This window comes from Natronospira elongata, from assembly GCF_034931365.1.
Taxonomy (GTDB): domain Bacteria; phylum Pseudomonadota; class Gammaproteobacteria; order Natronospirales; family Natronospiraceae; genus Natronospira; species Natronospira elongata.
The window spans coordinates 1-23,027 of the sequence record NZ_JAYGII010000022.1 but is presented as its reverse complement, the minus strand read 5'-3'; the positions used below and the strand labels follow the sequence as shown (position 1 = coordinate 23,027).

Genomic DNA, 23,027 nt, shown 5'->3' with positions numbered 1-23,027 from the left:
GGCTGCCGCCGGACCCTCCAGTTGATCGGGGACGGCGGCGCTTCCATGCGGGTGGTGTAATCTTTGCCACTGTGATCAAAAACCCGACATTTTCGGCGAACTCCCTGGGCGTCCGCGGGTCACACCCGACAGGGCGAGGGAGAAGCCGCCTCTGCAGAGGATCGGCCCCGGATGGGCAACAGGAAAACGGATCAGTTGCTGGTTGAACGAGTTCAGCAGGGCGACAAGGCCGCCTACGATGTGCTGGTGCGCAAATATCAGCACAAGATCGTCAAGCTGATCTCCCGCTATGTTCGCGACCAGGCGGATGCCCTGGACGTGGCGCAGGAGGCGTTCATCAAGGCCTATCGCGCGCTTCCCAATTTCCGCGGTGATAGTGCCTTTTATACCTGGCTGTATCGAATCGCCATCAATACGGCCAAGAATTATCTGGTGGCGGAGCGCCGTCGTCCCGTGGACCAGGATGTGGACCTGCAGGACCCGGAACAATTCGATATCCAGGCCCGTCTAAAGCATGTGGACACGCCGGAGGGCATGGCGCTGACGGAAGAGATTCGCAGTACCGTGGAGGAGGCCATCGCCAACCTGCCGGATGATTTGCGTACTGCCATCGTTTTACGGGAACTGGAAGGGTTGACTTACGAAGAGATCGCCGAAGCCATGGACTGTCCTGTCGGAACAGTGCGATCTCGGATTTTCAGGGCACGTGAAGCCATTTCGGATCGGCTTCAGCCATTGCTTGAGGGCGCCTCGGACTGAGGTAATAGGAGACGGAGATGAGCGAGAAGCTTCGCGAACAGCTATCGGCCATGATGGACGGCGAGCTGGACGAGGGGGAAGCCAAGCTGCTGGTCAGGCGTTTTGCCAATGATCCCGAGCTATCGGAGGCTTGGGAGCGTTATCATCGCTGTTCCCGACTGCTTGAGGCCAGCGATGATAGCGCCGAGCGTTTCGCCTTGCTGGATCAGGATTTCAGCAAGGGCGTGATGGACGCCATCGAACGGGAAGCCGCCCCGGCTGTAGGGACCGTCTGGTGGCAAGAGTGGCTGCGACCCGTGGCCGGTGTTGCCGTTGCGGCGGGTGTGGCGACGGTGGCCCTGGTGGGGCTGCAGGGTGGTGAGCTGGATGAGGGCCCTGGCACTCCCGAAGTGGTGCCATCCACTGTCGAGACCAACCCCTGGGCAACCCCGGCGCGCATCTCTCCGGCAGCCGGCCGAAGCCTGCAACTGGAAGACAGTGAATCCTGGCAGCGCCTGAACAGCTATCGTCTCAACCACGCGGACCGCGCCGCCGGCCTCCAGCGGATTGAGAGCCAGGCTGCCGATGCCCTGGACGCGGAAAGCGAAGACCGAGACGAGGGGAGTGAGCCTCAATGAAGGCAGTCAGTCACCGGCTGATGGTGGCCTTTTGCTGTCTCGCTGCCCTGGCCGCCAGCCAAGCGGTTCAGGCCGATACCCCGCGTGCAGCACTGGAACGCATGGCGGAGGCCATGTCTGAATTGAATTTCCGTGGAACATTCGTTCAGATTCAGGGCGGGGAAGTGGAGAGTCATCAAGTGGTTCACCGGGCCGGGGAGGGCGGCTCAAGTGAGCGTCTGCTGAGCCTCACCGGCAGTCAACGGGAGCTCCTGCGTCAACATGATGCGGTCAAGTGCATCTTCGCCAAGGATGACGACGGGGATGTGGACCTGAGGCAGGCCGCGGCCCGCTTCAATGCCTACCTGGGTGACAAGCTAAAGGATCTGGACAGTGGCCACTACAGCCTGATCAGCCTCGGCCGTGATCGGGTGGCCGGCCGCGCAGCGAATATCATCGGTATTCAGCCGGAGGATGAACTGCGCTATGGATTTCGCTTCTGGCTTGACCGGGAAACCGGCATGCCCCTCCGCAATGACATGGTCTCCGCTGATGGTGAAGTCATCCAGCAGGTGATGTTTACCGACATCATGCTGGATGTGGATATCAGCGATGAAGAGCTGGATCCGGTGCTGGAGAAAGAGGCGGAGGCCTTTGGTACCCGTCATGCCCGGTATTCCCGTAAGCGCCCGGGTGAGTCCGAGCAGGATCTACCCACGCTGTTTGACGCGCTGCCGGATGGTTTCCGCCTGGTTGCCGCTCAGTCCGAACCCCGCCGTGCCGGCAATGACGTCATCCTGCATCATTTGATTCTGTCCGATGGCATTGCCCAGGTATCGATTTTTGTGGAGCCGCTGGGCGAAGAACGCCGGGGCTTCGAGGGCGAGTCCCGCATGGGCAGTGTCAGTGCTCACGGCCGGCAGGTGGATGACCATCAGATCACCGTGGTGGGGGAGGTTCCCATGAAGACGGTGACCGCCATCGCCAGCGAAATTGACAGCCTGCCTCGGCGTCTGGCCGAGAAGCTCGAGCCTTGATCACTGAATCCGGTCGCATTGTCCGCCGCGAAGGTGCCGTTGCCTGGGTGGAAGCCAGCAGTCGCCGTGATTGTCCCCGCTGCGCCGAAGGCAAGGGTTGCGGCGGCGGTTTGCTGGGCCGCTGGCTGGGCAAGCGCCTGCATCTGGTCCAGGCGGCGGACCCCGCGTTTCATCCCGAGGGAAGCTGGGTCGAGCTGGGCCTGGAGGACAGTGCCTTGCTGAAAGCGGCCCTGGGCCTCTATCTCCCGCCCTTGCTGGGCCTGGTGGCGGGCAGTTCCCTGGCCCATGCCATGGGCCTGTCCGAATGGCTGTTGATTTTGGCCGGCGTGGCCGGATTCGCTCTCGGCCTGCTGGCTGCCCGCCGCCTGAGCCGCGGCCTCGGTGACCGGCCTGCCTTCCTGCCCCGGGTGATTCGTCGCCTGCCCGGCCCGCCGCCCGGCTGTGTGCGTGATCTCTCCGCCTGAATACCCTGAAACGGGGGATAGCCATGGAAATCGTCGTCTATTCGCGCCCCGGTTGCGGTTTATGCGATCAAATGCTGGTGGATCTGCAGCTGGAACTGGGCAGTGTGGACCCGATTCGGGTTGTGGACATTCGCGAGAACGAGGCCCTCAAGGCCCGCTACGGCCTGCGCATCCCGGTGCTGGAAATCGATGGCGAAACCCTCTGTGAGGGCCGCCTGGATCTCAGCCGATTGCGGGCGGCGCTGGCCGCTGGCGACAAATAAGCGAGCGGCAGGCCCGGCGGCGCATTTCAGTTGCGGCCCCGTCCCGGTATAATCGACGCCTTTCGACGAGTCATCGCAGCCGACCACGGGAAGGGGCTTGCACCCCGGTCTGGTCGGCTTTTCCATGTTTTACACCTTCGGGTCCTCAATGAAGCATATCCGCAATTTCTCCATCATCGCCCATATCGACCACGGCAAATCCACCCTGGCAGACCGCTTCATTCAGGTCTGCGGCGGCCTCACGGATCGCGAAATGGCCGAGCAGGTCCTGGATTCCATGGATCTGGAGCGGGAGCGCGGGATTACCATCAAGGCGCAGAGCGTCACCCTCAATTACACTGCCCGGGATGGTCAGGTCTATGAGCTGAACTTCATTGATACCCCCGGCCACGTGGATTTCTCCTATGAGGTCTCCCGTTCATTGTTCGCCTGCGAAGGCGCCTTGCTGGTGGTGGACGCTGCTCAGGGCGTTGAAGCCCAGAGCGTGGCCAATTGCTACACCGCCATTGAGCAGGGCCTGGAGGTGATTCCGGTATTGAACAAGATTGATCTGCCCTCGGCGGAGCCGGAGCGGGTCAAGGAAGAGATTGAGGACATCATTGGCCTGGAGGCCGACGAAGCCATTTCGGTCAGCGCAAAGACCGGCGTGAATGTGGACGAGGTGCTGGAGCAGTTGGTACAGAAGGTGCCGGCGCCCCAGGGGGATCCGGATGCCCCTCTCAAGGCCCTGATCATCGACAGCTGGTTCGACAACTACGTTGGCGTGGTCAGCCTGGTTCGAATCGTTGACGGCCGCCTGGCCAAGAATGACCGTATCCGGGTGATGGCCACCGGCAAGGCCCACCAGGCCACCGAAGTGGGTAGCTTCACGCCCAAGAAGACCCCACGGGACTCGCTGGAGACCGGCGAGGTGGGGTATGTCATTGCCGGTATCAAGGATATTGATGGTGCCCCGGTGGGGGACACCCTGACCCTGGATCATCGGCCTTGCGATGAGCGGCTGCCGGGTTTTCAGGAGGTCAAGCCGCGGGTTTTCGCCGGCCTGTTTCCGGTGGACAGCAGCGACTATGAGGATTTTCGCGATGCCCTGTCCAAGCTTCGGCTGAACGACGCCGCCCTGTATTACGAACCGGAGGTTTCCGATGCCCTGGGCTTCGGTTTCCGCTGCGGCTTTCTCGGCATGCTGCACATGGAAATCATCCAGGAGCGGCTGGAACGGGAATATCAGCTCGATCTCATCACCACCGCACCCACGGTGGTTTACGAAGTCCTGACCGGGGACGGGCAAACCCTGCGGGTGGATAATCCCTCCCGTCTGCCCGAGGTCAACCTGATCGAGGAAATTCGTGAGCCCATCATTGTGGCCAATATTCTGGTGCCCCAGGATTTCGTCGGCCCGGTAATTACCCTGTGCGAGGAGAAACGGGGTAACCAGAAGAAAATGATGTATCACGGCAAGCAGGTGCAGCTGACCTATGAACTGCCCATGAGCGAGGTGGTGCTGGACTTTTTTGATCGGCTCAAGTCCTCCAGTCGTGGTTTTGCTTCCTTCGAGTATGATTTTGATCGTTTTCAGTCTTCCAATCTGGTCAAGCTGGATGTGCTCATCAACGGGGACCGGGTGGATGCCCTGTCCACCATTGTTCACAAGGACCAGTCCTACAGTCGGGGCCGGGACCTGTGTGAGCGGATGAAGGACATCATTCCCCGTCAGATGTTTGATGTGGCCATCCAGGCTGCTATCGGCAATCACATCATTGCCCGAACGACGGTCAAGGCCCTGCGCAAGAATGTGACTGCCAAGTGCTATGGTGGCGACGTGACACGGAAGCGCAAGTTGCTGGAGAAGCAGAAGGAAGGTAAAAAGCGCATGAAACAATTGGGCAAGGTGGAGATTCCCCAGGAAGCCTTCCTTGCCGTCCTTCAGGTGGACAAGAAATAGGAGCGGGGTCCGCGGACCCGATACCATCCATGAATCTGGCACTGATACTGGTAATTGGATCTTTTGTAACCGGCCTGGTCTGGGCCCTGGACCGCCTGTGGTGGGCGCGTTCCCGCAGCGCCGAGGACCACGAACCTACCATCGTCGAATGGTGTCGGGCTTTCTTTCCGGTTCTGCTGATCGTCCTAATCCTGCGCTCGTTTATCGCCGAGCCCTTCCGGATCCCATCGGCCTCCATGATGCCCACCCTGCTGGTGGGAGACTTCATCCTGGTCAACAAGTTTGCCTATGGGCTGCGCTTGCCGGTTCTGGAGACCCGCTTTCTGGATCTGGGCAGCCCGGACCGGGGTGACGTGGCAGTCTTTCGCTATCCCCCCAATCCACGCAAGGATTACATCAAGCGGGTGATTGGGCTTCCCGGGGATCAGGTTGCATACCGTGGCAAGACCCTTTATATCAATGGGGAGGCCGTGGCACAGGAGGTAGTTGGTCCTTTCGAGCCGCGGGATGTGGATCGTCGGCGGGATCGGGTGCTGCCCGGCAGCGTGCTCATGAAGGAAACCCTGGGTGAGCAGGCTCACGAGATACTGGTCAGCCCCCGACCGGCTACAATGGAAAGCCAGGAACTGGAAGCCGGTATTGTCATCCCCGAGGGCGAGTATCTGATGATCGGGGATAATCGGGACAACAGTCTGGACGGGCGTCACTGGGGACTGGTGCCGGAGGATCATCTCCGTGGTCGCGCCATGTTCGTGTGGCTGAGTTGGGAAGCCTTCAATGCCTCGCCCCAGTGGGGACGAATAGGCCAGGCAATCAATTAGGGAGTAGCTGACATGCGATTGCGTCACTCACAGCAGGGCCTGACGGCGATTGGATGGATACTGGTTCTGTTCGTGGTCGGGATTATCGCCACGGCCGGGGTCCGGCTCGTGCCGGTGTATATCACCTCCCAGACCCTCAACACCATCATGCGAGGCGTGACATCGGATGTGGACGCCAGCTCCCTGTCTGAAGTGCGTCGCTCCCTGGTCAGGCGGCTGAACGTCAACGACGTTCGTGTGGTGGGAGATACCGATTTCACCATTGAAACCATTGATGGTCGCCGGACTCTGGTGCTGGAATATGAGCATCGCGTGAACTTCATCGGTAACATCGATTTCATTGTCTCCTTCGAGAAGAAAGAGACCTTCCGGGGGGAGTGAGATTGAGTCTGGACCGGCTACTGGAAACCCTCGGTTATCATTTCAGGGACCAGAGTCTTCTGGAAGCGGCGCTGACCCATCGCAGTCTTGGCCGCAACAACAATGAACGCCTGGAATTTCTGGGTGATGCGGTTTTGGGGCTTTGTGTTTCCGAGCTGCTTTACCGTGCCTTCCCGCAGGTAGAAGAGGGTGATCTAAGCCGCCTTCGCGCCAGTCTGGTCAACCAGGAAACCCTGGCCGAGATTGCCGCCGAGATGGATTTGGGGACTTATCTTCGTCTGGGCGGCGGTGAACTCAAGAGCGGTGGTTTCCGTCGTGCATCCATTCTCTCTGACGGTCTTGAGGCCATTCTCGGCGCGGTTTATCTGGATGGCGGTTTCAGCCCGGCCCGTGATCTGATTCGGCAGCTGTATCAGGAGCGCGTGCGACGGTTGCCGCCGCCCGAGCAACTCAAGGATCCCAAGACCCGCCTTCAGGAGTGTCTTCAGGGCCGGGGACTGTCTCTGCCGGTCTATGCCGTGGAGTCAATCAGCGGCAAGGAGCATGCCCAGGTATTCGAAGTCAGTTGTGTCGTCCCTGACACGAATTTTCAATCCCGCGGGCGCGGTGGCAGTCGACGCAAGGCGGAGCAGGCGGCAGCGGCCGCCTTACTGGAGAAGGTCAATGAATGAATCTGTCCGTCATGCCGGGCTCGTGGGTGTGGTGGGGCGACCCAATGTGGGCAAGTCCACATTGGTCAACGCACTGGTGGGTGAAAAGGTCAGTATTGTTACCGCCAAGCCTCAGACCACCCGCCACCGCATCATGGGAGTCTTGACCCGCGACGACTGTCAGTTTGTCTTCGTGGATACGCCGGGCATTCACTCGGAAGCACCCCGGCGCTTGAATCGGGACATGAACCGCCTCGCCCAGGACGCCGCCCGGGATGCCGATGTGGTGGTGTTCGTGGTCCAGGCAGGCAAGTGGTTGGCGGAAGACCAGGCCATCCTCGACAGTCTCAAGCGTCTGGACGTACCGGTGGGTCTGGTGATCAACAAGGTTGACCAGGCGGCGGACAAGTCCCAGCTCCTGCCTTTCATCGAATCGATCACCGCCAGGGCCGATTTTCGTTTTGTCGTTCCTCTCTCGGCCCTCAAATTGACCAACCTGACCCCGCTGCTGGATGAGCTGCAGCAGTTCTTGCCTGAGTCGCCGGCCTTCTTCCCCGCTGATCAGCACAGTGATCAAAGCCCCCGGATGGTGGCCGCCGAAGTCATTCGCGAAAAGCTGATGATGCGTGTGCACAAGGAAGTACCTTACGCGGTCGCGGTCCAGGTTCAGGAGATGGAGCGGGAGGGGCAACTCACCCGTATCCAGGCGGTGATCTGGATCGAGAAGGAAGGCCAGAAAGGTATTGTGATTGGTCAAGGCGGAAAAGTTCTCAAGGATGTGGGTACCGCCGCCCGCAAGGAGCTGGAAGGGATTTGGGGCGGGCGGGTGCATCTGGATCTCTGGGTGAAGGTCCGGGCGGGATGGCCCGATGATCCCCGTATCCTAGGCAGTCTCGGGATCACCAGCGAATGAGCACGCGTCGGCCGCAGTTGCAGGCCGGCTATGTTCTCCATCACCGGCCTTATCGCGATACCAGCCTGGTAGTGGATGTCTTTACCCGCACCGCCGGGCGCCTGGCACTGGTTGCCCGGGGGGCCAGGCGGCCCCGGGCCAGTCAGCGCAGTCTCCTGCAGCCCTTTCGTCCCTTGTTATTGTCCTGGCGGCTGGGCGGCGGCGAGATGGGTACGCTGACGGCTGTCGAGGCGGATGGCTACCCACCGGGCCTGAGCGGTGACGCTCTGATGTCCGGCTTTTATCTCAACGAATTGGTCCTTCGTCTCCTCGGACGGCATGATCCCAACGAGGCCATCTTTGATCTCTATGCCGAGACTCTGGCCGCACTGCCGGCGGGGCCAACGGCGCCGGTGCTGCGGCGTTTCGAGAAACTGTTGCTGGATGGTCTGGGTTATGCCTTGCCCGTCCACGAGACCGGAATGGACGGTCAGACGCTGGACCCGGACAGCCGTTATCGTTTCGATCCCGAATCAGGGGCCTGGCCGCTGGCGGGATCGGAAGGCCGTGGTTACAGTGGTCGGACTTTGCTGGCCCTAGCCCGGGCGAACTATGATGAGCCGTCGGTACAGCCTGAAATGCGGCGGTTGCTCGCCGAGGCACTGCAACCCCATCTGGGGGGTAAACCCTTGCAGACTGCAAGGGTCATGCGGGATCTGACTCGACGCGGTTTGCGTCAGACGCGCAGTGAGCCGTCGGCCAATGACAGTGATGACAAGGGAGATCCCTCATGAAGCAGGCAAGCGGTCCCATCGATCTGGGTGTCAATGTAGATCACATCGCCACACTGCGGCAGGCTCGTGGCACCCGCTATCCGGACCCGGTACAGGCCGCAGTGGTGGCCGAGCAGAATGGCGCCAATGGCATCACCATTCACGTGCGTGAGGATCGTCGGCATATTCAGGTACGGGACCTTCGCCTGATGAGTGAGATGCTTGAGACCCGGATCAACCTGGAAATGGCCATCACCGATGACATGCTGGCAATCGCTGGGGAGTATCGGCCCTTTGCCTGTTGCCTGGTGCCCGAGAAACGGGAAGAGCTGACCACCGAGGGTGGCCTTGATGTGGCCGGCCAGCAGGAGATGGTGAATCGCGCCGTGACGCAACTCAAGGAGGCGGGTTGTCGGGTGTCTCTGTTCATTGATCCTGACCCACGACAGATCGAGGCCGCGGCGGCCGCCGGTGCCCCGGTGGTGGAACTGCATACCGGGGATTATGCCGAAGCCCCCCTGGGTCGTCAGGCTGAAGCCCTGGAACGTATTCGTGTCGGGGCAGAAAAGGCCGCGGCGGCCGGGCTGATCGTGCATGCCGGCCACGGCCTGCATTATCACAACACGGCTGCAGTCGCCGCCATTCCCCAGATCAGTGAACTCAATATTGGGCATGCCATCATTGCCCGGGCGGTAATGGATGGCTTGCCAAGGGCGGTTGCCGACATGCGCTCCATCATGGACCGTGCGCGAGGTGGAAGCTGATGGAGGTTCCAGGCCTGGTCTATGGTGTGGGTACGGACCTTGTCGAAGTGGCTCGAATCGAGCGAGCCTGGGAGCGATGGGGAGAGCGGTTCGTCAACCATCTGCTGATGACGGCAGAGCGGGCCGAATTCGAACGCAGTAAACGGCCGGTTCGTTATCTGGCCATGCGCTTTGCCGCCAAGGAAGCGCTGGTCAAAGCCCTGGGTACCGGCTTTCGCCAGGGCATGTGGCTTCGTGATGTGGGCTGTTGCCAGCACTCCAGCGGCAAGCCTTATCCTATATTCTCCGACAAGGCCGAGGCCCTGCGCCGAAGTCGCGGGGCAGGGCAGGCCGAGATCAGTCTGACTGATGAAGCCGGCCTGATCGTTGCCTTTGCAGTGATGATGCGCAGGAGTGGGGAGGCGGAGGAGGCCGGCAGCTGAGGCAGGCCTCAGTCCAGTGTGTCAAGCACCTCGTCCACGGCCTCGGACAGATTGTCCATCAAGCGGGCCAGGCGATTGTTATCGGTCTCGCCCTGCTCAATCACCAGCCGTATCTGTTCGCAGCAACTGGCCAGCGCCTTGAAACCGCAGAAGGCGGCCGTTCCTCGCATGCGATGGACTTCTGCATCCAGATCATCAAACGCGCCATTCTGGTAATGGTCGCGGGCGGTCTCCATCTGTGCCGGCAGGTCGGCCTTGACCATGGCAGCAATCTCGGGCCGCAATTCTCCGGAGTCGCTTCGGCCCATCGGCCGATCACTAGGTGGGCGATCACTTGAGGGTTGGTCGCTCGCGGAGCTCTCTGTGGTTTCCAGGGAATCGGAAGACGTGTCGGCAGGCGGGGGCGGCGCGGTATCCTTCCTCGTCTCCGGAAGATAGTGCCGGACCCGTTCCACCAGGTGTTCTTCCCGAACCGGCTTGACCAGCACGTCCTCAAGGCCGGCCTGCTCACAGCGTCGGCGTTCTTCCTCGCTGGCACTGGCGGTCAGTGCCAGTACCGGAACTGCCGCCATCCCCGCTAGATGCCTCAATCTTTCAGTGGTTTCCAGTCCATCCATGCCCGGCAACTGAATATCCATGAGCACCAGGTCCGGCTTGAATTCGGAGGCAATCGAGAGGGCCTGGTAACCATCTTCCGCGGCCCTTGCATTGGCCCCGGCACTTTCCAGAAATTCCATGGTGAGGTGTCGGTTGATGCGATTGTCCTCTACCATGAGGATGTTGAGCCCGTGCAATGGCTGGCTGTCTGCCTCGGCACTCGACGGGTTCTTCCCGGGATTGCTACGCAGGTCCTGAAAGTTGTTTCGAAGGGACTTTCTCAGGCTTCGGCTGCTCATGGTCAGGGGCTGGCAGACGGTCTGCCCCTCGGTTTCCAGCTCAGTCAATATCGTCCTGTCCAGACTCGCAGCCAGGACCAATGAATGGGGGCGGTTGACGGTGCCGGCGAGGATTCTCCGCCGGGCCTCTTCGTTTTGGAGTTGGGCCTGGGCAACGGCGGCCAGCAATGGCGGCTGCTCACTGCCCTGTTTGAGACTGGCTTCGTGGGCAGTCACCCGTTGTACCTGACAGCCCCATTGGGCGAGACGGGCCTGGAGGGCATCACCCATGGCCGGTTCTGGACAGAGGAGTTCCACCAGGCAGTCACTCAAGTGGTGTTCTTCCTCGTTCTGCTTGATGACCCTTACCGGTATCTCCACACGAAAGCGGCTGCCCTGACCCAGCTCACTCTCGACTTCAATCCGCCCACCCATGAGGCGGGTGAGCTGTTCGCAAATGACAAGGCCCAGTCCCGCGCCCTGGTGGCGTCGGGAACTGGAGGTGTCAAGCTGTGAGAATGCCATGAACAATCGCGAGGCGTCCTCGTCGCGGATGCCAATGCCGCTGTCGACGACATCCACCACCAGCCAATGGGCCTGCTTGTCTCGCTCAACCGCCGCCTCGACCCGAACAAAACCGGCTTCGGTGAACTTGGCGGCGTTGGAAAGCAGGTTGCCAATGATCTGTCGCAGCTTGACCGCATCAGCCATCAGTTCGGCAGGCAGTTGCGTGCGGGGATGGAAATAGAGGTCCAGTCCCTTGGCGAAAATTCCGGGTGCGGACAGGGAGATCACATTCTCCAGCAGCTCCTCCGGATCGAAGGGGGAGTCCTCCACCTCGACCCGACCCGCCTCGATCCGTGAAAGATTGAGAACGTCTTCCAGCAAGGCGAGCAGGGATTCCGCAGACCTTTGGATGGTCACGATGTAATCTTTCTGGGTCTTCTCGAGTTCGGTTCTTGCCAGGAGCTGGGTGTAACCGAATATAGCGTTCATCGGCGTTCGAATCTCGTGGCTGATATTGGCCAGAAACTCTGATTTGATCCGATTGGATTCCTCGGCCCGTTTTCTCGCCAGATCCATCTCCACATTCTGGACTTCCACCGCTTCCAGCGTTTCTCTCAGTTCGGAAGTGGCCTGCTCAATCTGCGCTTCCATGCGTTCTCGGGATAGCTTTACTTCCTCGGCAAGGGCGTTGAATCCCCGTTCAAGCATGCCGGTTTCGCCCTGGGAGCGTTCCGGTACCCGGGTATCCAGGTCACCACTACTGAAGTCGCGCAATGCGGTTACCACACGGTTGATTGGGCGGATGGCACTCAATGCGGCGCGCGTGGCCATGCCCCAGGCCAGCATGAGGCCCCCAAGGATCAGCAGGAGGCCAAAGCGCAGCAATTCACCCTGACGTTCCATCAATGGCTCAGTGGAGAGCCCTACTTCCACATAACCAATGATGTTGTTCCCGTCGGCGTCAGCATCATCCGCAAACAGGGCCTCGAACTCACCCACGGGCTCCTCGCCCAGACGGATGGATGATTCAAACTGCAGGGCCTCCGGGGCAACCGGGAACAGACGATTGAGCAAGCCGGCAGGTGAGGCGTCTGTTTCGCTTCTGCCTGCCTCACTGAGTGTGTCGCCGTTTATATCCAGAATCCTTACCCATTGCACACCATCTTCTTCCACCAGTTGTTCAGTGAGTCGGTCCAGTATCAACTGGTTACCGGAGAAGACGGCGAACTCACTGGCGGGTGCCAGATGACGGGCAATGGTTTCCCCGGTGTTTTGCTGGTAGGAGCGCAGGTCGGCCAGTCGCGTCCCCAGCAGATAACCGCTCACGACCAGGCTAACCAACAGGGTTGGCAGAAGGGCCACGAGTAGAATCTGGGTTCTCAGTCGCAGTTTGGGCATTACTCATCCTGCTCGATCATTTGACGCAGCGGCTCCTCCGCGGGAAGACGGATTCTGAGGGAGCGGGCCACATCGGTATTGGTTGCCAGGCCATAGGTGCTTGGATGCTTGGGTGCCGGCCAGTCTTCGGGAGAAAGTTTCATTATCTCCATCAGCACATCCGCAGTTTCCCGCCCCAGGGCATCAGGCTCGGTGTAGACCGCTGCGATACTCCCGGCATTAACCAGGCCCGGCGAATAGGCGAAACTGGGTACGCCGGCCCGGAAGCTGTGCAACAGCATGGCGCGTAACTGACTCGATTCGGCGGTCAGGGCATTGGGGAGAATCAACAGCGCTTCCACCTCTTCGAGCATGCCGGGAAGAATACGAATGAGTTCCCGTCGGTCAGTCGCCTGTACATGTCTTAGTGACACATCGTGCTGCTCAATGGCTTCGATAAGCCTGTCCGGGGCTTGTTCGTCGGGCCCGATATGACCGATGCGAGACGAATCGGGGAAGAGGGCCTTGATGAGCTGAATATGACGGTCGATGGGTTGGTCGATGTACAGGCCGGTGATGGCACGATCGGGATGCGCTTCACTGAGCCGCTCCACTGTGCTCGACGGAGCCAGGGTGCTGATAATGGGGAGATTGCTGTTCTCAAGGGCAACTCTCAGCGCCGCGGTACCGACTGTCAATACAAGTTGATAGGACTCATCCCCGGGGAGATCATCCAGGTGTTCACGAATATCCAGGCGCTCTCTTTCCCGAGACGGCAGGGATTCCCTCAATCCCGTCTGGAATTGCTGATAAGGTCGCCCATCACCGCTAAGCAGGACCAGTACCCGTGTCTCACCGGTGGCCGCGCCGGCAGGTCCGCCCAGCACTAGCAGCAGGCAAAGGATCGGGACAAGCCATGGCATTCCCGCCATTACCCTATGCTGCAAACCGTTCCCTGTTAATCGTGTCCCGTACATTCAAGTGCTCAGAAGGGAATGTGAATTTGGCCAAATATTCGCCGATCAAATCGATTGCGTGGCCGACTTTCCTCGTAATCACCATCCGCGGCCTGAACGACCAGATCCAGTCGGGCGCTATCCGGACGGGGCTGCAGGCGATGGGCGACCCGCAGATCGATCCGACTGGCTGAATCCGCACCGTCATTCAGGTTCATGATGTTGTAGCTGCTGTGCCGGAAATACCCCAGGCTGAAGTCGGTCTGATGGCTGGCCCGGTACATGGCCAGCAAGGCCATGCTGTTTCGCGGAGTACTTCCGGAAATATCCGTGACCACATTGCTGGCGCTCAGCTCCTTGTAGGCATGACTCAGTCTCAGCCGAATCTGCCGGGTGGGGCGGTATTCCACTTCCGTTTCAAGGCCGGTGATGCGTACGTCCTCGAGATTGTCGAAGTCCACCGCCTCACCATCGAAGGGGTCGTGGGGCACGTCGGCGGTAAAGTACATGATCATGTCCTCGATGCGGTCATGATGCAGGCGGGTATCGATTTGCCAGTTGCCGTTGTGGGAGCGGAATAAATAGCCCAGTTCCACGCTATCCACCGTTTCCCGTTCCAGACCGCCAGAAGCCAGGACAATCTGGTCCGAGCCAAAGGGAGAATGCACGGCCCAGTCCCCATACTCTTCAATCAAGACGGGGGAGCGGGTCGCGCGGCTCAAGGAAAGGCGCAGGGTCTGGTTGCTGCTTAGATGCTGATTCAAGGCGAGCCGTGGCGACAGGGCGCTGCCGGTGATGTCGTCATCCTCCAGCATGGCCCCCACGTTGATGGTCATGGCGGATGTGGGGCGCCACTCCCATTGGCCAAAGGCGCGAACGGCCTGGTTGCTTTCACTGCCATCGGGGAAATAGGCCTCCGGTGAACTCACCCGGTCCAGGCGAACGCCCAGCCCGGTTAGCAGGCGGCTTTGCTGGCTCAGGGCACGAGTGGTCTGATACTCGATGTCACTTCGAGTGCTGTCCCGCGATTCGTCCACCACCACCTGAAGAAAGCCGAGATCGGGCAGGGGTTGGGTGAGGAAGCGTTGATCAATCAATTCCTCGCTGTGCTGAAACTGAACCTCGTGAAGATTGCCGGCCTCGCTCCGGTATTGCCAGTTCAATTGCCCGAAGCGATTCTCGATATATTCGTTGCGGGGTGGTGAAAGGGGGCGGTCAACACGGCCCAGCTCCATTCTGCCCCGGCTCAAGCCGAAGCGGCCATGCAGCTGACTGGATGGGCCGGTATGCATCCGCATCTGACCATTGAGGAAACGGAAACTCTTGCCGTCAAATTCCCCGTTCTGATTATCGAAGCCATTGTCGCCCCACTGGGCTGCCGAGAGATTCCAGTCGCTACGCTCGGTGGAGCCAAAATAGCGGGCCTGCGCCCTGTGAATGAAGTCATCACCGGCCAGGAGCTCGATCTCGCCGCCAGTCTGATCCGCAGGGTCCCGGGTGATGATATTGATGGAGCCGAGAAAGGCGTTGGTGCCAAAGGCGGACACATTGGGCCCGCGGGTCACCTCAATGCGCTCGATATCGCTGACCGAATAGGGCAGGGAAGCCCAGGGGACGCCACCGAAACTGGGGGTGTAGACACTGCGACCGTCCACCAGCACCTCGATCCGGCGGGAGAAAGACTCGGCCCCGAAGCCAAGTGTGGCCGAGGGAGAATGACCGAAGGTGTAGGTGAGCACAGCGCCGGGAACGAAGCGCAGCAGATCCTGGATTTCCCGGGCACCGGAGGCCTCGATCATCTCCCGGTCGATCACGGTAACGGATACCGGCGAGTCGCCCGGCCGCTGGGGCAGGCGTGAGCTGCTCACGGTCATGGGCTGTTCGGCGAGGAAGCTATCCTCGGTCAGGATATCGGCCTGATCCTCGGCCAGGACAGTGCCCAGCGGCAGGCTGCCGACAAACAACATGACGGTGGACAGGCGCGCACGTCCCAAGCGCCTTGCGTTAACCTCAGGCATGGACAGGTCCTCTATTTGCCTCCCCCGGCTTCTGGAAACGATGGTGGTGGACCTCCCTGATTGTCCCTCGGCCAATTGAGGCCGGAAACACGGCGGTCTTCGCCGCCTTATGTCTTGATAACCCTAGTATGCCATGCCGGCGGCCTCCAGGGCTCTGGTAAACTAGGACGCTTCTTGTCCGCCGAGCGCAATCCGCAAGGGAGACGGCTTGAACATACTGGCCTTCGACATCGAAACCGTGCCGGACACCGAATCCGGCCGGCGCATCCTCGATCTGGGTGATCTCGACGACCGCGACACCGGGCGGGCCATGCTTCACCGCCGCCGCCAGGAAACCGGCGGCCGGGATTTTCTGCCCCTGCACCTGCACAAGGTGGTGGCCATTTCCGTGGCCCTGCGCCAGGGCGACCGCTTCCGGGTCTGGACCCTGGGCGAGGAAGACGCCGACGAGGCAGAGATCGTGGCCCGCTTTTTCGAGGGCGTGGAGCGCTTCCAGCCCGATCTGGTCTCCTGGAACGGCTCCGGCTTCGACCTGCCGGTGCTCCACTACCGGGCCCTTTACCATGGCATCGCCGCGCCCACTTACTGGGAAACCGGCGACAACGCCCAGCCTTTCCGCTTCAACAACTACCTCAACCGCTTCCATTCGCGGCATATGGACCTGATGGACGTGATCAGCGGCTACCAGGGCCGGGCCACGGCCAAGCTCGATGAAGTGGCAGTGATGCTGGGCCTGCCGGGCAAGCTGGGCATGCATGGCAGCCTGGTCTGGGACCGGATTCTCGACGGCGACATCAAGGCGGTGCGCGATTACTGCGAAACCGATGCCCTCAATACCTATCTCGTCTTCCTGCGCTTTGAATACATGCGCGGGCGGCTCAACCGGGAGGAGTACACCGCCGAGCAGGAGCGGGTGCGCGAGTTCCTGAAAGCCAGCGAGGAGAATCATTTCCGCCAGTTCCTGGAAGGCTGGCAGGACCAACCCGTCCGGGAGGACCTGATCAAGCGTGGCTAGACGAAAGCAAGCGCCGGTAGAGATGGAGATGGATATCCGCGACCTGGCCCATGACGGTCGTGGCGTGGGCCAGGCCGAGTCCGGCAAGACCGTATTTGCCCACGGCGCCTTGCCCGGCGAACGGGTCGTGGTGCGCCGGGAGAAAAAACGCCGGGAGCTGGACGAGGGCGTAACCGAAACCGTGTTACGGCCCTCCGAGGAACGGGTCGAGCCCCGCTGCACCTTTTTCGGTCAGTGCGGCGGCTGCAGCCTCCAGCATCTCGCCCCCGATGCCCAGCGCCGCTACAAGCAGCGCATGCTGCTGGAGCAGCTGCGCCGTCTGGGTGGCGTTGACCCCGAGCAGGTCCTGCCCACCCTGGAAGGCCCGGAGTGGGGCTATCGCCGTCGGGCCCGCCTGGGGGTCAAGGACGTGCCGCGCAAGGGCCGGGTCCTGGTCGGCTTTCGCGAGCGGCGCACGCCCTATATCACCGACATGACCCGCTGCGAGGTGCTGGTGCCTCAGGTGGGCGAACGCCTGGAGGCGCTCTCCGAGCTGGTGGGCAAGCTGTCCGTCCGTGCCCGCCTGCCGCAGATCGAAGTGGCCGCCGGCGATGACGACACCGCCCTGGTACTGCGCCATCTGGACCCCTTCACGCCCGACGACCTGGGCATCCTGCGCGACTTCGAGCGAGAAACCGGTTTCTGGATCCATCTCCAGCCCAAGGGCCCGGACACTGTTCGGCCCCTGAGCGAATCGGCCCCCGCGCTGAGTTACCGGCTGCCGGCCCATGATGTGGAAATTCGCTTCCGGCCCACCGATTTCATCCAGATCAATCGCGACATCAATCGCGCCATGATTGATCAGGCCCTGGAATGGCTGGCGCCGACGCCGGATGACGAAGTGCTGGATCTCTTCTCCGGGCTCGGTAATTTCGCCCTGCCCATCGCCCGGGCTGGTGCCCGGGTGACCGCCGTGGAAGGCGAGGACGGCCTGGTGGCCCGCGGCCGCGACAACGCCGAGCGCAACGGCCTGGGCGAGCGGGTGGATTTTCATGTCGCCAACCTGTTCGAGGATGTCTCCGTCTTCCCCTGGGCCCAACGCGACTATCGCCTGGCGGTGCTGGACCCGCCCCGCAGCGGCGCCCATGAAATCATTCCCCGCCTGGCCGCCATGGGGGTGGAGCGCATCGTCTATGTCTCCTGTCATCCGGCGACCCTGGCCCGAGATGCCGGGCAATTGGTAAATGAGGCCGGTTACCATTTGAAGGCCGCCGGCATCATGGACATGTTCCCCCACACCGGTCATGCCGAGGCCATGGCGGTGTTCGAGCGCAAGGGGTAGGGTCCATGGCGCGCGAGATCGAGCGCAAGTTTCTGGTACACGGCGAGGCCTGGCGGACGGCGGCCGAGGACAGTTTCCTCCTGCGCCAGGGCTATCTCACCGACCACCGCAGCGGGCGCGCCTCGGTGCGGGTGCGGGTGGCCGGTGATCACGGCGAGCTCAACATCAAGAGCCTGGAGTTGGGCGTAAGCCGTGACGAGTTCAGCTACCGGATCCCGGTCGAGGAGGCCGGGGCCATGCTCGACGGGCTCTGCCGTGGCCCGCGGATCGAAAAACGCCGCCACCATATCCGCCATGGCGGTCATCTCTGGGAGGTGGACGAGTTTTTCGGCGACAATCAGGGCCTGGTGGTAGCCGAGATTGAGCTCGACGACCCCGAGGAAGCCTTCGAGCGCCCCGACTGGCTGGGCCCGGAAGTGACCCATCTTGAGCGCTATTTCAACGTCGCCCTGGTGCAGCGGCCCTTCAGCCAGTGGAGCGAAGCGGAACGCGAGGCCCGCGATGTGGATTGAGATATCCATTCCCGAGCAGCGCCTGCGCCTGATGGAAGGCGAGCACTGCCTGCGGGAATGGCCGGTCTCCACTGCCCGTAACGGCCCCGGCGAGCGCGAAGGCAGTGGCTGCACCCCGCGCGGCTGGCATGTGATCCGCGCCCGCATCGGCGAGGGCATGCCCCTGGGCACGGTCTTTCGCGGCCGCCGCCCCACCGGCGAGATCTGCGATGCGGCCCTGTTCGAATCCGATCCCGCCCGTGACTGGATTCTGACCCGCATACTGTGGCTATCGGGCACCGAGCCCGGCGTCAATCGCCTCGGGGTGGTGGACAGCATGCGCCGCTTCATCTACATCCACGGCTGTCCCGATGCCTTTCCCATGGGCGTGCCACGCTCGGCCGGTTGCATTAGGATGCGTAATGAGGCGGTAGTGGAACTCTTCGACCGGGTGCCGGTGGGCACCCGGGTTCACATAAGGGGATGATCACGTGGTAGCCGGGCCGGTCATGATTGATTTCGAAAGCACTCGCCTCACGGCCGAGGACCGGGAGCTGCTGGCCCATCCCGCCGTGGGCGCGGTCATTCTCTTCTCGCGCAATTATGAATCGCCCGCGGCCCTGCGGGAGCTGGTCGCGGCCATCCGCGCCGCGCGCAGCAACCCGATATTGATCACCGTGGACCAGGAAGGCGGGCGCGTGCAGCGCTTTCGGGAGGGCTTCACCCGTCTGCCGGCCATGGCCGCCCTGGGCGAGGCCTATGAAGAGGATAGCGCCCACGGCCTGCGCCTGGCCGAGCTTTGCGGCTGGGTGCTCGCCCGGGAGCTGCGGGAACACGATGTCGACCTCAGTTTCGCCCCGGTGGTGGATCTGGATTTCGGGGCCAGCGAGGTCATCGGGGATCGCGCCTTTCACGATGACCCTGATGTGGTGTTTCGGCTTGCCCGCGCACTGGTCTCGGGCATGCATGCCGGCGGCATGGCCGCCACCGCCAAGCACTTTCCCGGCCATGGCAGCGTCACCCTTGATTCCCACGTGGATTGCCCCGTGGAGGAGCGCGAACTCGACGACCTTCGCCAATGGGACATGATCCCCTTCATGCGCCTGGCCCGAATGGAGCTGCCCTCGATCATGATGGCCCATGTGGTCTATTCGGCGGTCGACAGTCTGCCGGCCAGTTTCTCCGGCCGCTGGATTCAGGACATCCTCCGCCACGAGCTGGACTTCGGCGGGGCCGTGATCGCCGATGATCTTTGCATGGCCGGGGCGGCCGTCATCGGCTCGCCCGCCGACCGGGCCCGGGCCGCCCTCGAGGCCGGCTGCGATCTGCTACCCGTCTGTAACGACCGTGCCGCCGCGGTGGCGGTCATCGATGCGGTGGGCAATGGGGATTTTCCCGCCATCCGCCGACGCCTTGAGCGGCTGCTGGGCGGCGAGCCGGCGGATCAATGCAATAATGTGGCGGCCACCTGGACCCGGGCCCGTCAGATGATTGCGCAACTGAGCAACTGAGGAGCGCTTGATGGAGGAAGCCAGCGAGATTCTGGAGACCATCGCCGAGATTGTGCCCCTGGACTGGGCCACCATCGTTCAGATCAGTATTGTCATCTTCGTCACCGCCGTCGCCGATCTGATCGTGCGGCAGATCTTTGTTCGCCTGGTCCGCCGTGCCAGGGAGACCGAGCGGGTCTGGGACGATGCCTTCGCCATCAGTGCCCGCCGTCCGGCCCGGGTCGCCATTTGGGTCATTGGTCTGAGCATTGCCGTAGGGCTGATCGGCGATGATATCCGCGCTACCGTCCTCGACCCGGTACCGGATGTCCGCAATGTGGTACTGATTGCCATCATTGCCTGGACGCTGATCCGTATCGTCCGGCGCATTGAGGCCAACCTGGTCGAGCGCTGGTACGCCGAGGGCGAGTCGGTGGATCAGACCACGGTGGACGCCGTCAGCAAGCTCCTGCGCGTTACCATCATGGTCACCGCCGGCCTGGTTATCCTTCAGACCCTCGGCATCAGCCTGACCGGCTTGCTCGCGTTCGGCGGCATCGGTGGCCTGGCCATTGGCTTCGCGGCCCAGGACCTGCTCTCCAATTTCTTCGGCGGGCTGACCATCTACATGGAACGCCCCTTCTCCGTGGGCGACTGGGTGCGTTCCCCGGACCGGGAAATCGAAGGCACGGTGGAGGAGATCGGCTGGCGCCGCACGGTCATCCGCACATTTGATCTGCGCCCGCTGTATGTTCCCAACTCGATCTTCAACCAGATCTCACTGGAAAACCCCTCGCGCATGCATCATCGACGGATCTTCGAAACCATCGGTGTCCGCTATGATGATTTCTCCCGGGTGGAGCCCATTCTGAAGGATATCCGGCAGATGCTCGATGAGCATGAGGAGATCACCAAGGACCGCACGCTGATGGTTTACTTCAATACCTATGGCGAGTCCTCCCTGGATTTCTTCATCTACTGCTTCACCCATACCAAGGTGTGGACCGACTTCCACGCGGTCAAGGAAGATGTATTGCTCAAGGTTGGGCGGATCATCGAGAAGCACGGCGCCGAGATCGCCTTCCCCACGCGCACCCTGCATGTGCCGGACGGCATCGCCCAGGCTGAACCACATCCGTCAGCCTCATCCCCCCAGCCTCAAGGAGGGCAGCGATGAAAGAAGAGATCAGCCACGGGCCTGCCGAGGACTGGATGGCACTGCCCGCCACCGCGGAACTCATCCATGACGCTGCCGCCGTTAATCGAGCCTATGATCAGATGGCCCAGGCCATCAACCGAGACTGGGCCGGCACTGAACCCCTGATTCTGTCGGTGCTGCTGGGTGGCCTGATCCCGGCCGGCCAGCTCCTGCCAAGGCTGCTCTTTCCCCTGCAGCTCGAAAGTATTCATGCCACCCGCTACGGTGGCTCAACCCGGGGCGGCAAACTCAACTGGATATCCGAGCCCCGGGTCAGCCTCAAGGGCAGGAATATTCTTTTGATCGATGACATCCTCGATGAAGGCATCACCCTCAAGGCCCTGGTGGACTACTGCAGGGAAAAGGGTGCTGAAAGGGTTGGCACGGCCGTGCTGGTACGCAAGCAGCGAAGCCAGTCGCCCGCCATGGAAGCGGACTACGTCGGCCTCGAAGTGCCGGATCGCTATGTGTTTGGCTGCGGCATGGACCTGGATGAATATCATCGCCAACTCACCGGCATTTATGCCATTTGATTAGACGAAACAGACAACGGGAAACAACATGGCGGAAATTGCAATCATCGGTGGCACCGGTCTCTCTGAACTGGATGCGCTAGAGATTACCCACCGGGAAGTCGTGGCCACCCCTTATGGTGAGCCCTCGGGCCCGGTGACACACGGCCGCTTGTTCGGTACCGAAGTGGTCTTCATGGCCCGCCATGGCCACGGCCACACCATTCCGCCGCATCAGGTCAATTATCGCGCCAACATCTGGGCGCTACGAAACGTGGGCATTCGCCGGGTATTGTCCATTGCCGCCGTGGGCGGCATCCGCAAGGACATGCACCCCGGCGGCGTCGCCATCCCCGACCAGATCATCGACTACACCTGGGGCCGGCAGCATACCTTCTACGAAGGCGAGCTGCGGGCTGTTACCCATATCGATTTCACCCAGCCCTATTGTCCCGAACTCCGTCAACGCCTGATCAAGGCGGCCGATGAAGCCGGTATCGACGTGACCCGCGACGGCACCTACGCCACCACCCAGGGCCCCCGCCTGGAATCCGCAGCCGAAATCGACAAACTCGAAAAGGATGGCGCCGACCTTGTCGGCATGACCGGCATGCCCGAAGCCGCCCTGGCCCGCGAACTGGGCATCTCCTACGCCTGCTGCGCGGTCATCGCCAACCACGCCGCCGGCCGCGGCGCCACCGACATCCACGCCGACATCGAAGCACACCTCAAAAGTGCCCTCGATAAGGCACGGGAAATCATGGGGGCATTGCTGCGACAGGCGAATTGACCCGGTGCTACCAGCGAGCATCGACCCATAGGTCATGCACTAAGGTCTAAGCCCGCCCATCCTGAAACAGGATGCTTGGAGTAGGGCTTGGGCAGTGTTTTTCTGAAGCAAATCAGGCTCAAAGCTGGGCATCTTAAGTAAGTCTCTAACCCATCTCCCAACTGGGGTTTGATTTTTCAATGGGCCAGTTGTTAGGCTAGAAAGGCGCCGGTTTTCTATCTGGGGTATCGGCGCGCAGTAGCAGTATGTGGGGTTTGATTATCTTGAGCCTGCTGTATTGAGAGATTGATGGGGGAGGGGGATCAAACAGGGGAATCAGCGATCACGTTCCCGCTGGCTCGCTGATGTTCGCATGACGTTGTAGAACCTGCCTGACGCATTGCAGGCCGCCCACCGGTGGTTCTCGCCTGGCGGTTGCCCCGGCCTTGTTTCCTTGCACAACCCGAATACCTCTCGACACCAGGGTCGTATCTCGCCTGAAGTGCAAGGGGGTGGGCATGCCTAGCAAGGGAGTTTCCTGGTCCGTTCGCGGTCTTTTTCTGCTGTTTCTGGTCGTTACCGGAATTGTCCTGCAGCCACTGTTTACCCAGAGTGGCCCTACCCGCATTCATGATGCCATTTGGTTGGTGGAGCCGGACAAGGTCACTGTGATCGCTAGTGATAGCGGTGAACAGTTGTTCGAGATGGTGCCGGTGGATGAGATTCAAGCGATT

General features: G+C 61.4%; 25 protein-coding genes. 22 read left to right on the top strand and 3 right to left on the bottom strand.

What is annotated here, in order from left to right; all coding sequences use genetic code 11:
- The first annotated feature begins 171 nt into the window (after positions 1–171).
- From rpoE to acpS, 13 genes are all read left to right on the top strand, one after another.
- Positions 172–759 (top strand): RNA polymerase sigma factor RpoE, encoded by a 588-nt coding sequence (gene rpoE / locus VCB98_RS10035; protein WP_346052217.1) that lies wholly within the window; start codon positions 172–174, stop codon positions 757–759.
- Positions 760–776: 17 nt separating this feature from the next.
- Positions 777–1,376 (top strand): sigma-E factor negative regulatory protein, encoded by a 600-nt coding sequence (locus VCB98_RS10030; protein WP_346052215.1) that lies wholly within the window; start codon positions 777–779, stop codon positions 1,374–1,376.
- Entirely contained in the window at positions 1,373–2,392 is a 1,020-nt protein-coding gene (locus tag VCB98_RS10025) for a MucB/RseB family sigma factor regulatory protein (protein WP_346052213.1), read from the top strand. The genes VCB98_RS10030 and VCB98_RS10025 overlap by 4 nt, the downstream gene beginning before the upstream one ends.
- Positions 2,389–2,856 (top strand): SoxR reducing system RseC family protein, encoded by a 468-nt coding sequence (locus tag VCB98_RS10020; RefSeq protein WP_346052212.1) that lies wholly within the window; start codon positions 2,389–2,391, stop codon positions 2,854–2,856. The genes VCB98_RS10025 and VCB98_RS10020 overlap by 4 nt, the downstream gene beginning before the upstream one ends.
- A gap of 23 nt (positions 2,857–2,879) precedes the next feature.
- Positions 2,880–3,119, top strand: a complete 240-nt coding sequence (locus VCB98_RS10015) for a glutaredoxin family protein (protein WP_346052211.1) — start codon at positions 2,880–2,882, stop codon at positions 3,117–3,119.
- A gap of 124 nt (positions 3,120–3,243) precedes the next feature.
- Positions 3,244–5,061, top strand: coding sequence for a translation elongation factor 4 (gene lepA / locus VCB98_RS10010; RefSeq protein WP_346052262.1), 1,818 nt, complete (start codon positions 3,244–3,246; stop codon positions 5,059–5,061).
- Between the two features lie 29 nt (positions 5,062–5,090).
- Positions 5,091–5,882, top strand: coding sequence for a signal peptidase I (gene lepB, locus VCB98_RS10005; RefSeq protein ID WP_346052209.1), 792 nt, complete (start codon positions 5,091–5,093; stop codon positions 5,880–5,882).
- Positions 5,883–5,894: 12 nt separating this feature from the next.
- A complete protein-coding gene (locus VCB98_RS10000) occupies positions 5,895–6,263 on the top strand; it encodes a DUF4845 domain-containing protein (protein WP_346052207.1) in 369 nt (122 codons plus the stop codon).
- Positions 6,260–6,934 (top strand): ribonuclease III, encoded by a 675-nt coding sequence (gene rnc / locus VCB98_RS09995; protein WP_346052205.1) that lies wholly within the window; start codon positions 6,260–6,262, stop codon positions 6,932–6,934. The genes VCB98_RS10000 and rnc overlap by 4 nt, the downstream gene beginning before the upstream one ends.
- Positions 6,927–7,826, top strand: a complete 900-nt coding sequence (gene era / locus VCB98_RS09990) for a GTPase Era (RefSeq protein WP_346052203.1) — start codon at positions 6,927–6,929, stop codon at positions 7,824–7,826. The genes rnc and era overlap by 8 nt, the downstream gene beginning before the upstream one ends.
- Complete coding sequence (gene recO / locus VCB98_RS09985; protein WP_346052201.1) at positions 7,823–8,599, top strand: DNA repair protein RecO; 777 nt, start codon at positions 7,823–7,825, stop codon at positions 8,597–8,599. Before era ends, recO begins: the two co-directional genes overlap by 4 nt.
- On the top strand, positions 8,596–9,342 hold the full coding sequence (gene pdxJ, locus VCB98_RS09980) for a pyridoxine 5'-phosphate synthase (RefSeq protein WP_346052199.1): 747 nt from the start codon (positions 8,596–8,598) through the stop codon (positions 9,340–9,342). The genes recO and pdxJ overlap by 4 nt, the downstream gene beginning before the upstream one ends.
- Entirely contained in the window at positions 9,342–9,764 is a 423-nt protein-coding gene (gene acpS / locus VCB98_RS09975) for a holo-ACP synthase (protein ID WP_346052197.1), read from the top strand. Before pdxJ ends, acpS begins: the two co-directional genes overlap by 1 nt.
- A gap of 8 nt (positions 9,765–9,772) precedes the next feature.
- Here the strand turns inward: acpS and VCB98_RS09970 are convergent, their stop codons facing one another.
- The 3 genes from VCB98_RS09970 to VCB98_RS09960 form a co-directional block, all read right to left on the bottom strand.
- On the bottom strand, positions 9,773–12,544 hold the full coding sequence (locus tag VCB98_RS09970; protein ID WP_346052195.1) for a response regulator: 2,772 nt from the start codon (positions 12,542–12,544) through the stop codon (positions 9,773–9,775).
- The gene (locus VCB98_RS09965; RefSeq protein WP_346052193.1) at positions 12,544–13,446 is read right to left on the bottom strand and encodes an ABC transporter substrate-binding protein; all 903 of its coding nucleotides are present in this window, start codon (positions 13,444–13,446) and stop codon (positions 12,544–12,546) included. The genes VCB98_RS09970 and VCB98_RS09965 overlap by 1 nt, the downstream gene beginning before the upstream one ends.
- A 62-nt stretch (positions 13,447–13,508) precedes the next feature.
- On the bottom strand, positions 13,509–15,497 hold the full coding sequence (locus VCB98_RS09960; protein ID WP_346052191.1) for a TonB-dependent receptor plug domain-containing protein: 1,989 nt from the start codon (positions 15,495–15,497) through the stop codon (positions 13,509–13,511).
- 208 nt (positions 15,498–15,705) lie between these two features.
- Here VCB98_RS09960 and VCB98_RS09955 point away from each other — a divergent pair, with 208 nt between their 5' ends.
- From VCB98_RS09955 to VCB98_RS09915, 9 genes are all read left to right on the top strand, one after another.
- A complete protein-coding gene (locus VCB98_RS09955) occupies positions 15,706–16,512 on the top strand; it encodes a 3'-5' exonuclease (protein WP_346052189.1) in 807 nt (268 codons plus the stop codon).
- The gene (gene rlmD, locus VCB98_RS09950; RefSeq protein ID WP_346052187.1) at positions 16,505–17,833 is read left to right on the top strand and encodes a 23S rRNA (uracil(1939)-C(5))-methyltransferase RlmD; all 1,329 of its coding nucleotides are present in this window, start codon (positions 16,505–16,507) and stop codon (positions 17,831–17,833) included. Before VCB98_RS09955 ends, rlmD begins: the two co-directional genes overlap by 8 nt.
- A 5-nt stretch (positions 17,834–17,838) precedes the next feature.
- Positions 17,839–18,345, top strand: coding sequence for a CYTH domain-containing protein (locus VCB98_RS09945; RefSeq protein WP_346052185.1), 507 nt, complete (start codon positions 17,839–17,841; stop codon positions 18,343–18,345).
- Positions 18,335–18,811 carry a L,D-transpeptidase family protein gene (locus tag VCB98_RS09940; protein WP_346052183.1) on the top strand — a complete coding sequence of 159 codons (477 nt, stop codon included), beginning with the start codon at positions 18,335–18,337 and terminating at the stop codon, positions 18,809–18,811. The genes VCB98_RS09945 and VCB98_RS09940 overlap by 11 nt, the downstream gene beginning before the upstream one ends.
- Positions 18,812–18,815: 4 nt before the next feature.
- The gene (gene nagZ, locus VCB98_RS09935; protein ID WP_346052181.1) at positions 18,816–19,835 is read left to right on the top strand and encodes a beta-N-acetylhexosaminidase; all 1,020 of its coding nucleotides are present in this window, start codon (positions 18,816–18,818) and stop codon (positions 19,833–19,835) included.
- A 10-nt stretch (positions 19,836–19,845) separates the two neighbouring features.
- Complete coding sequence (locus VCB98_RS09930; RefSeq protein WP_346052179.1) at positions 19,846–20,991, top strand: mechanosensitive ion channel family protein; 1,146 nt, start codon at positions 19,846–19,848, stop codon at positions 20,989–20,991.
- On the top strand, positions 20,988–21,545 hold the full coding sequence (locus VCB98_RS09925; protein ID WP_346052177.1) for a hypoxanthine-guanine phosphoribosyltransferase: 558 nt from the start codon (positions 20,988–20,990) through the stop codon (positions 21,543–21,545). The genes VCB98_RS09930 and VCB98_RS09925 overlap by 4 nt, the downstream gene beginning before the upstream one ends.
- Positions 21,546–21,573: 28 nt before the next feature.
- A complete protein-coding gene (locus tag VCB98_RS09920; RefSeq protein ID WP_346052175.1) occupies positions 21,574–22,314 on the top strand; it encodes an S-methyl-5'-thioinosine phosphorylase in 741 nt (246 codons plus the stop codon).
- A gap of 497 nt (positions 22,315–22,811) precedes the next feature.
- Positions 22,812–23,027 (top strand): hypothetical protein (locus VCB98_RS09915; RefSeq protein WP_346052173.1); only part of this gene is annotated, 216 nt, incomplete at its 3' end.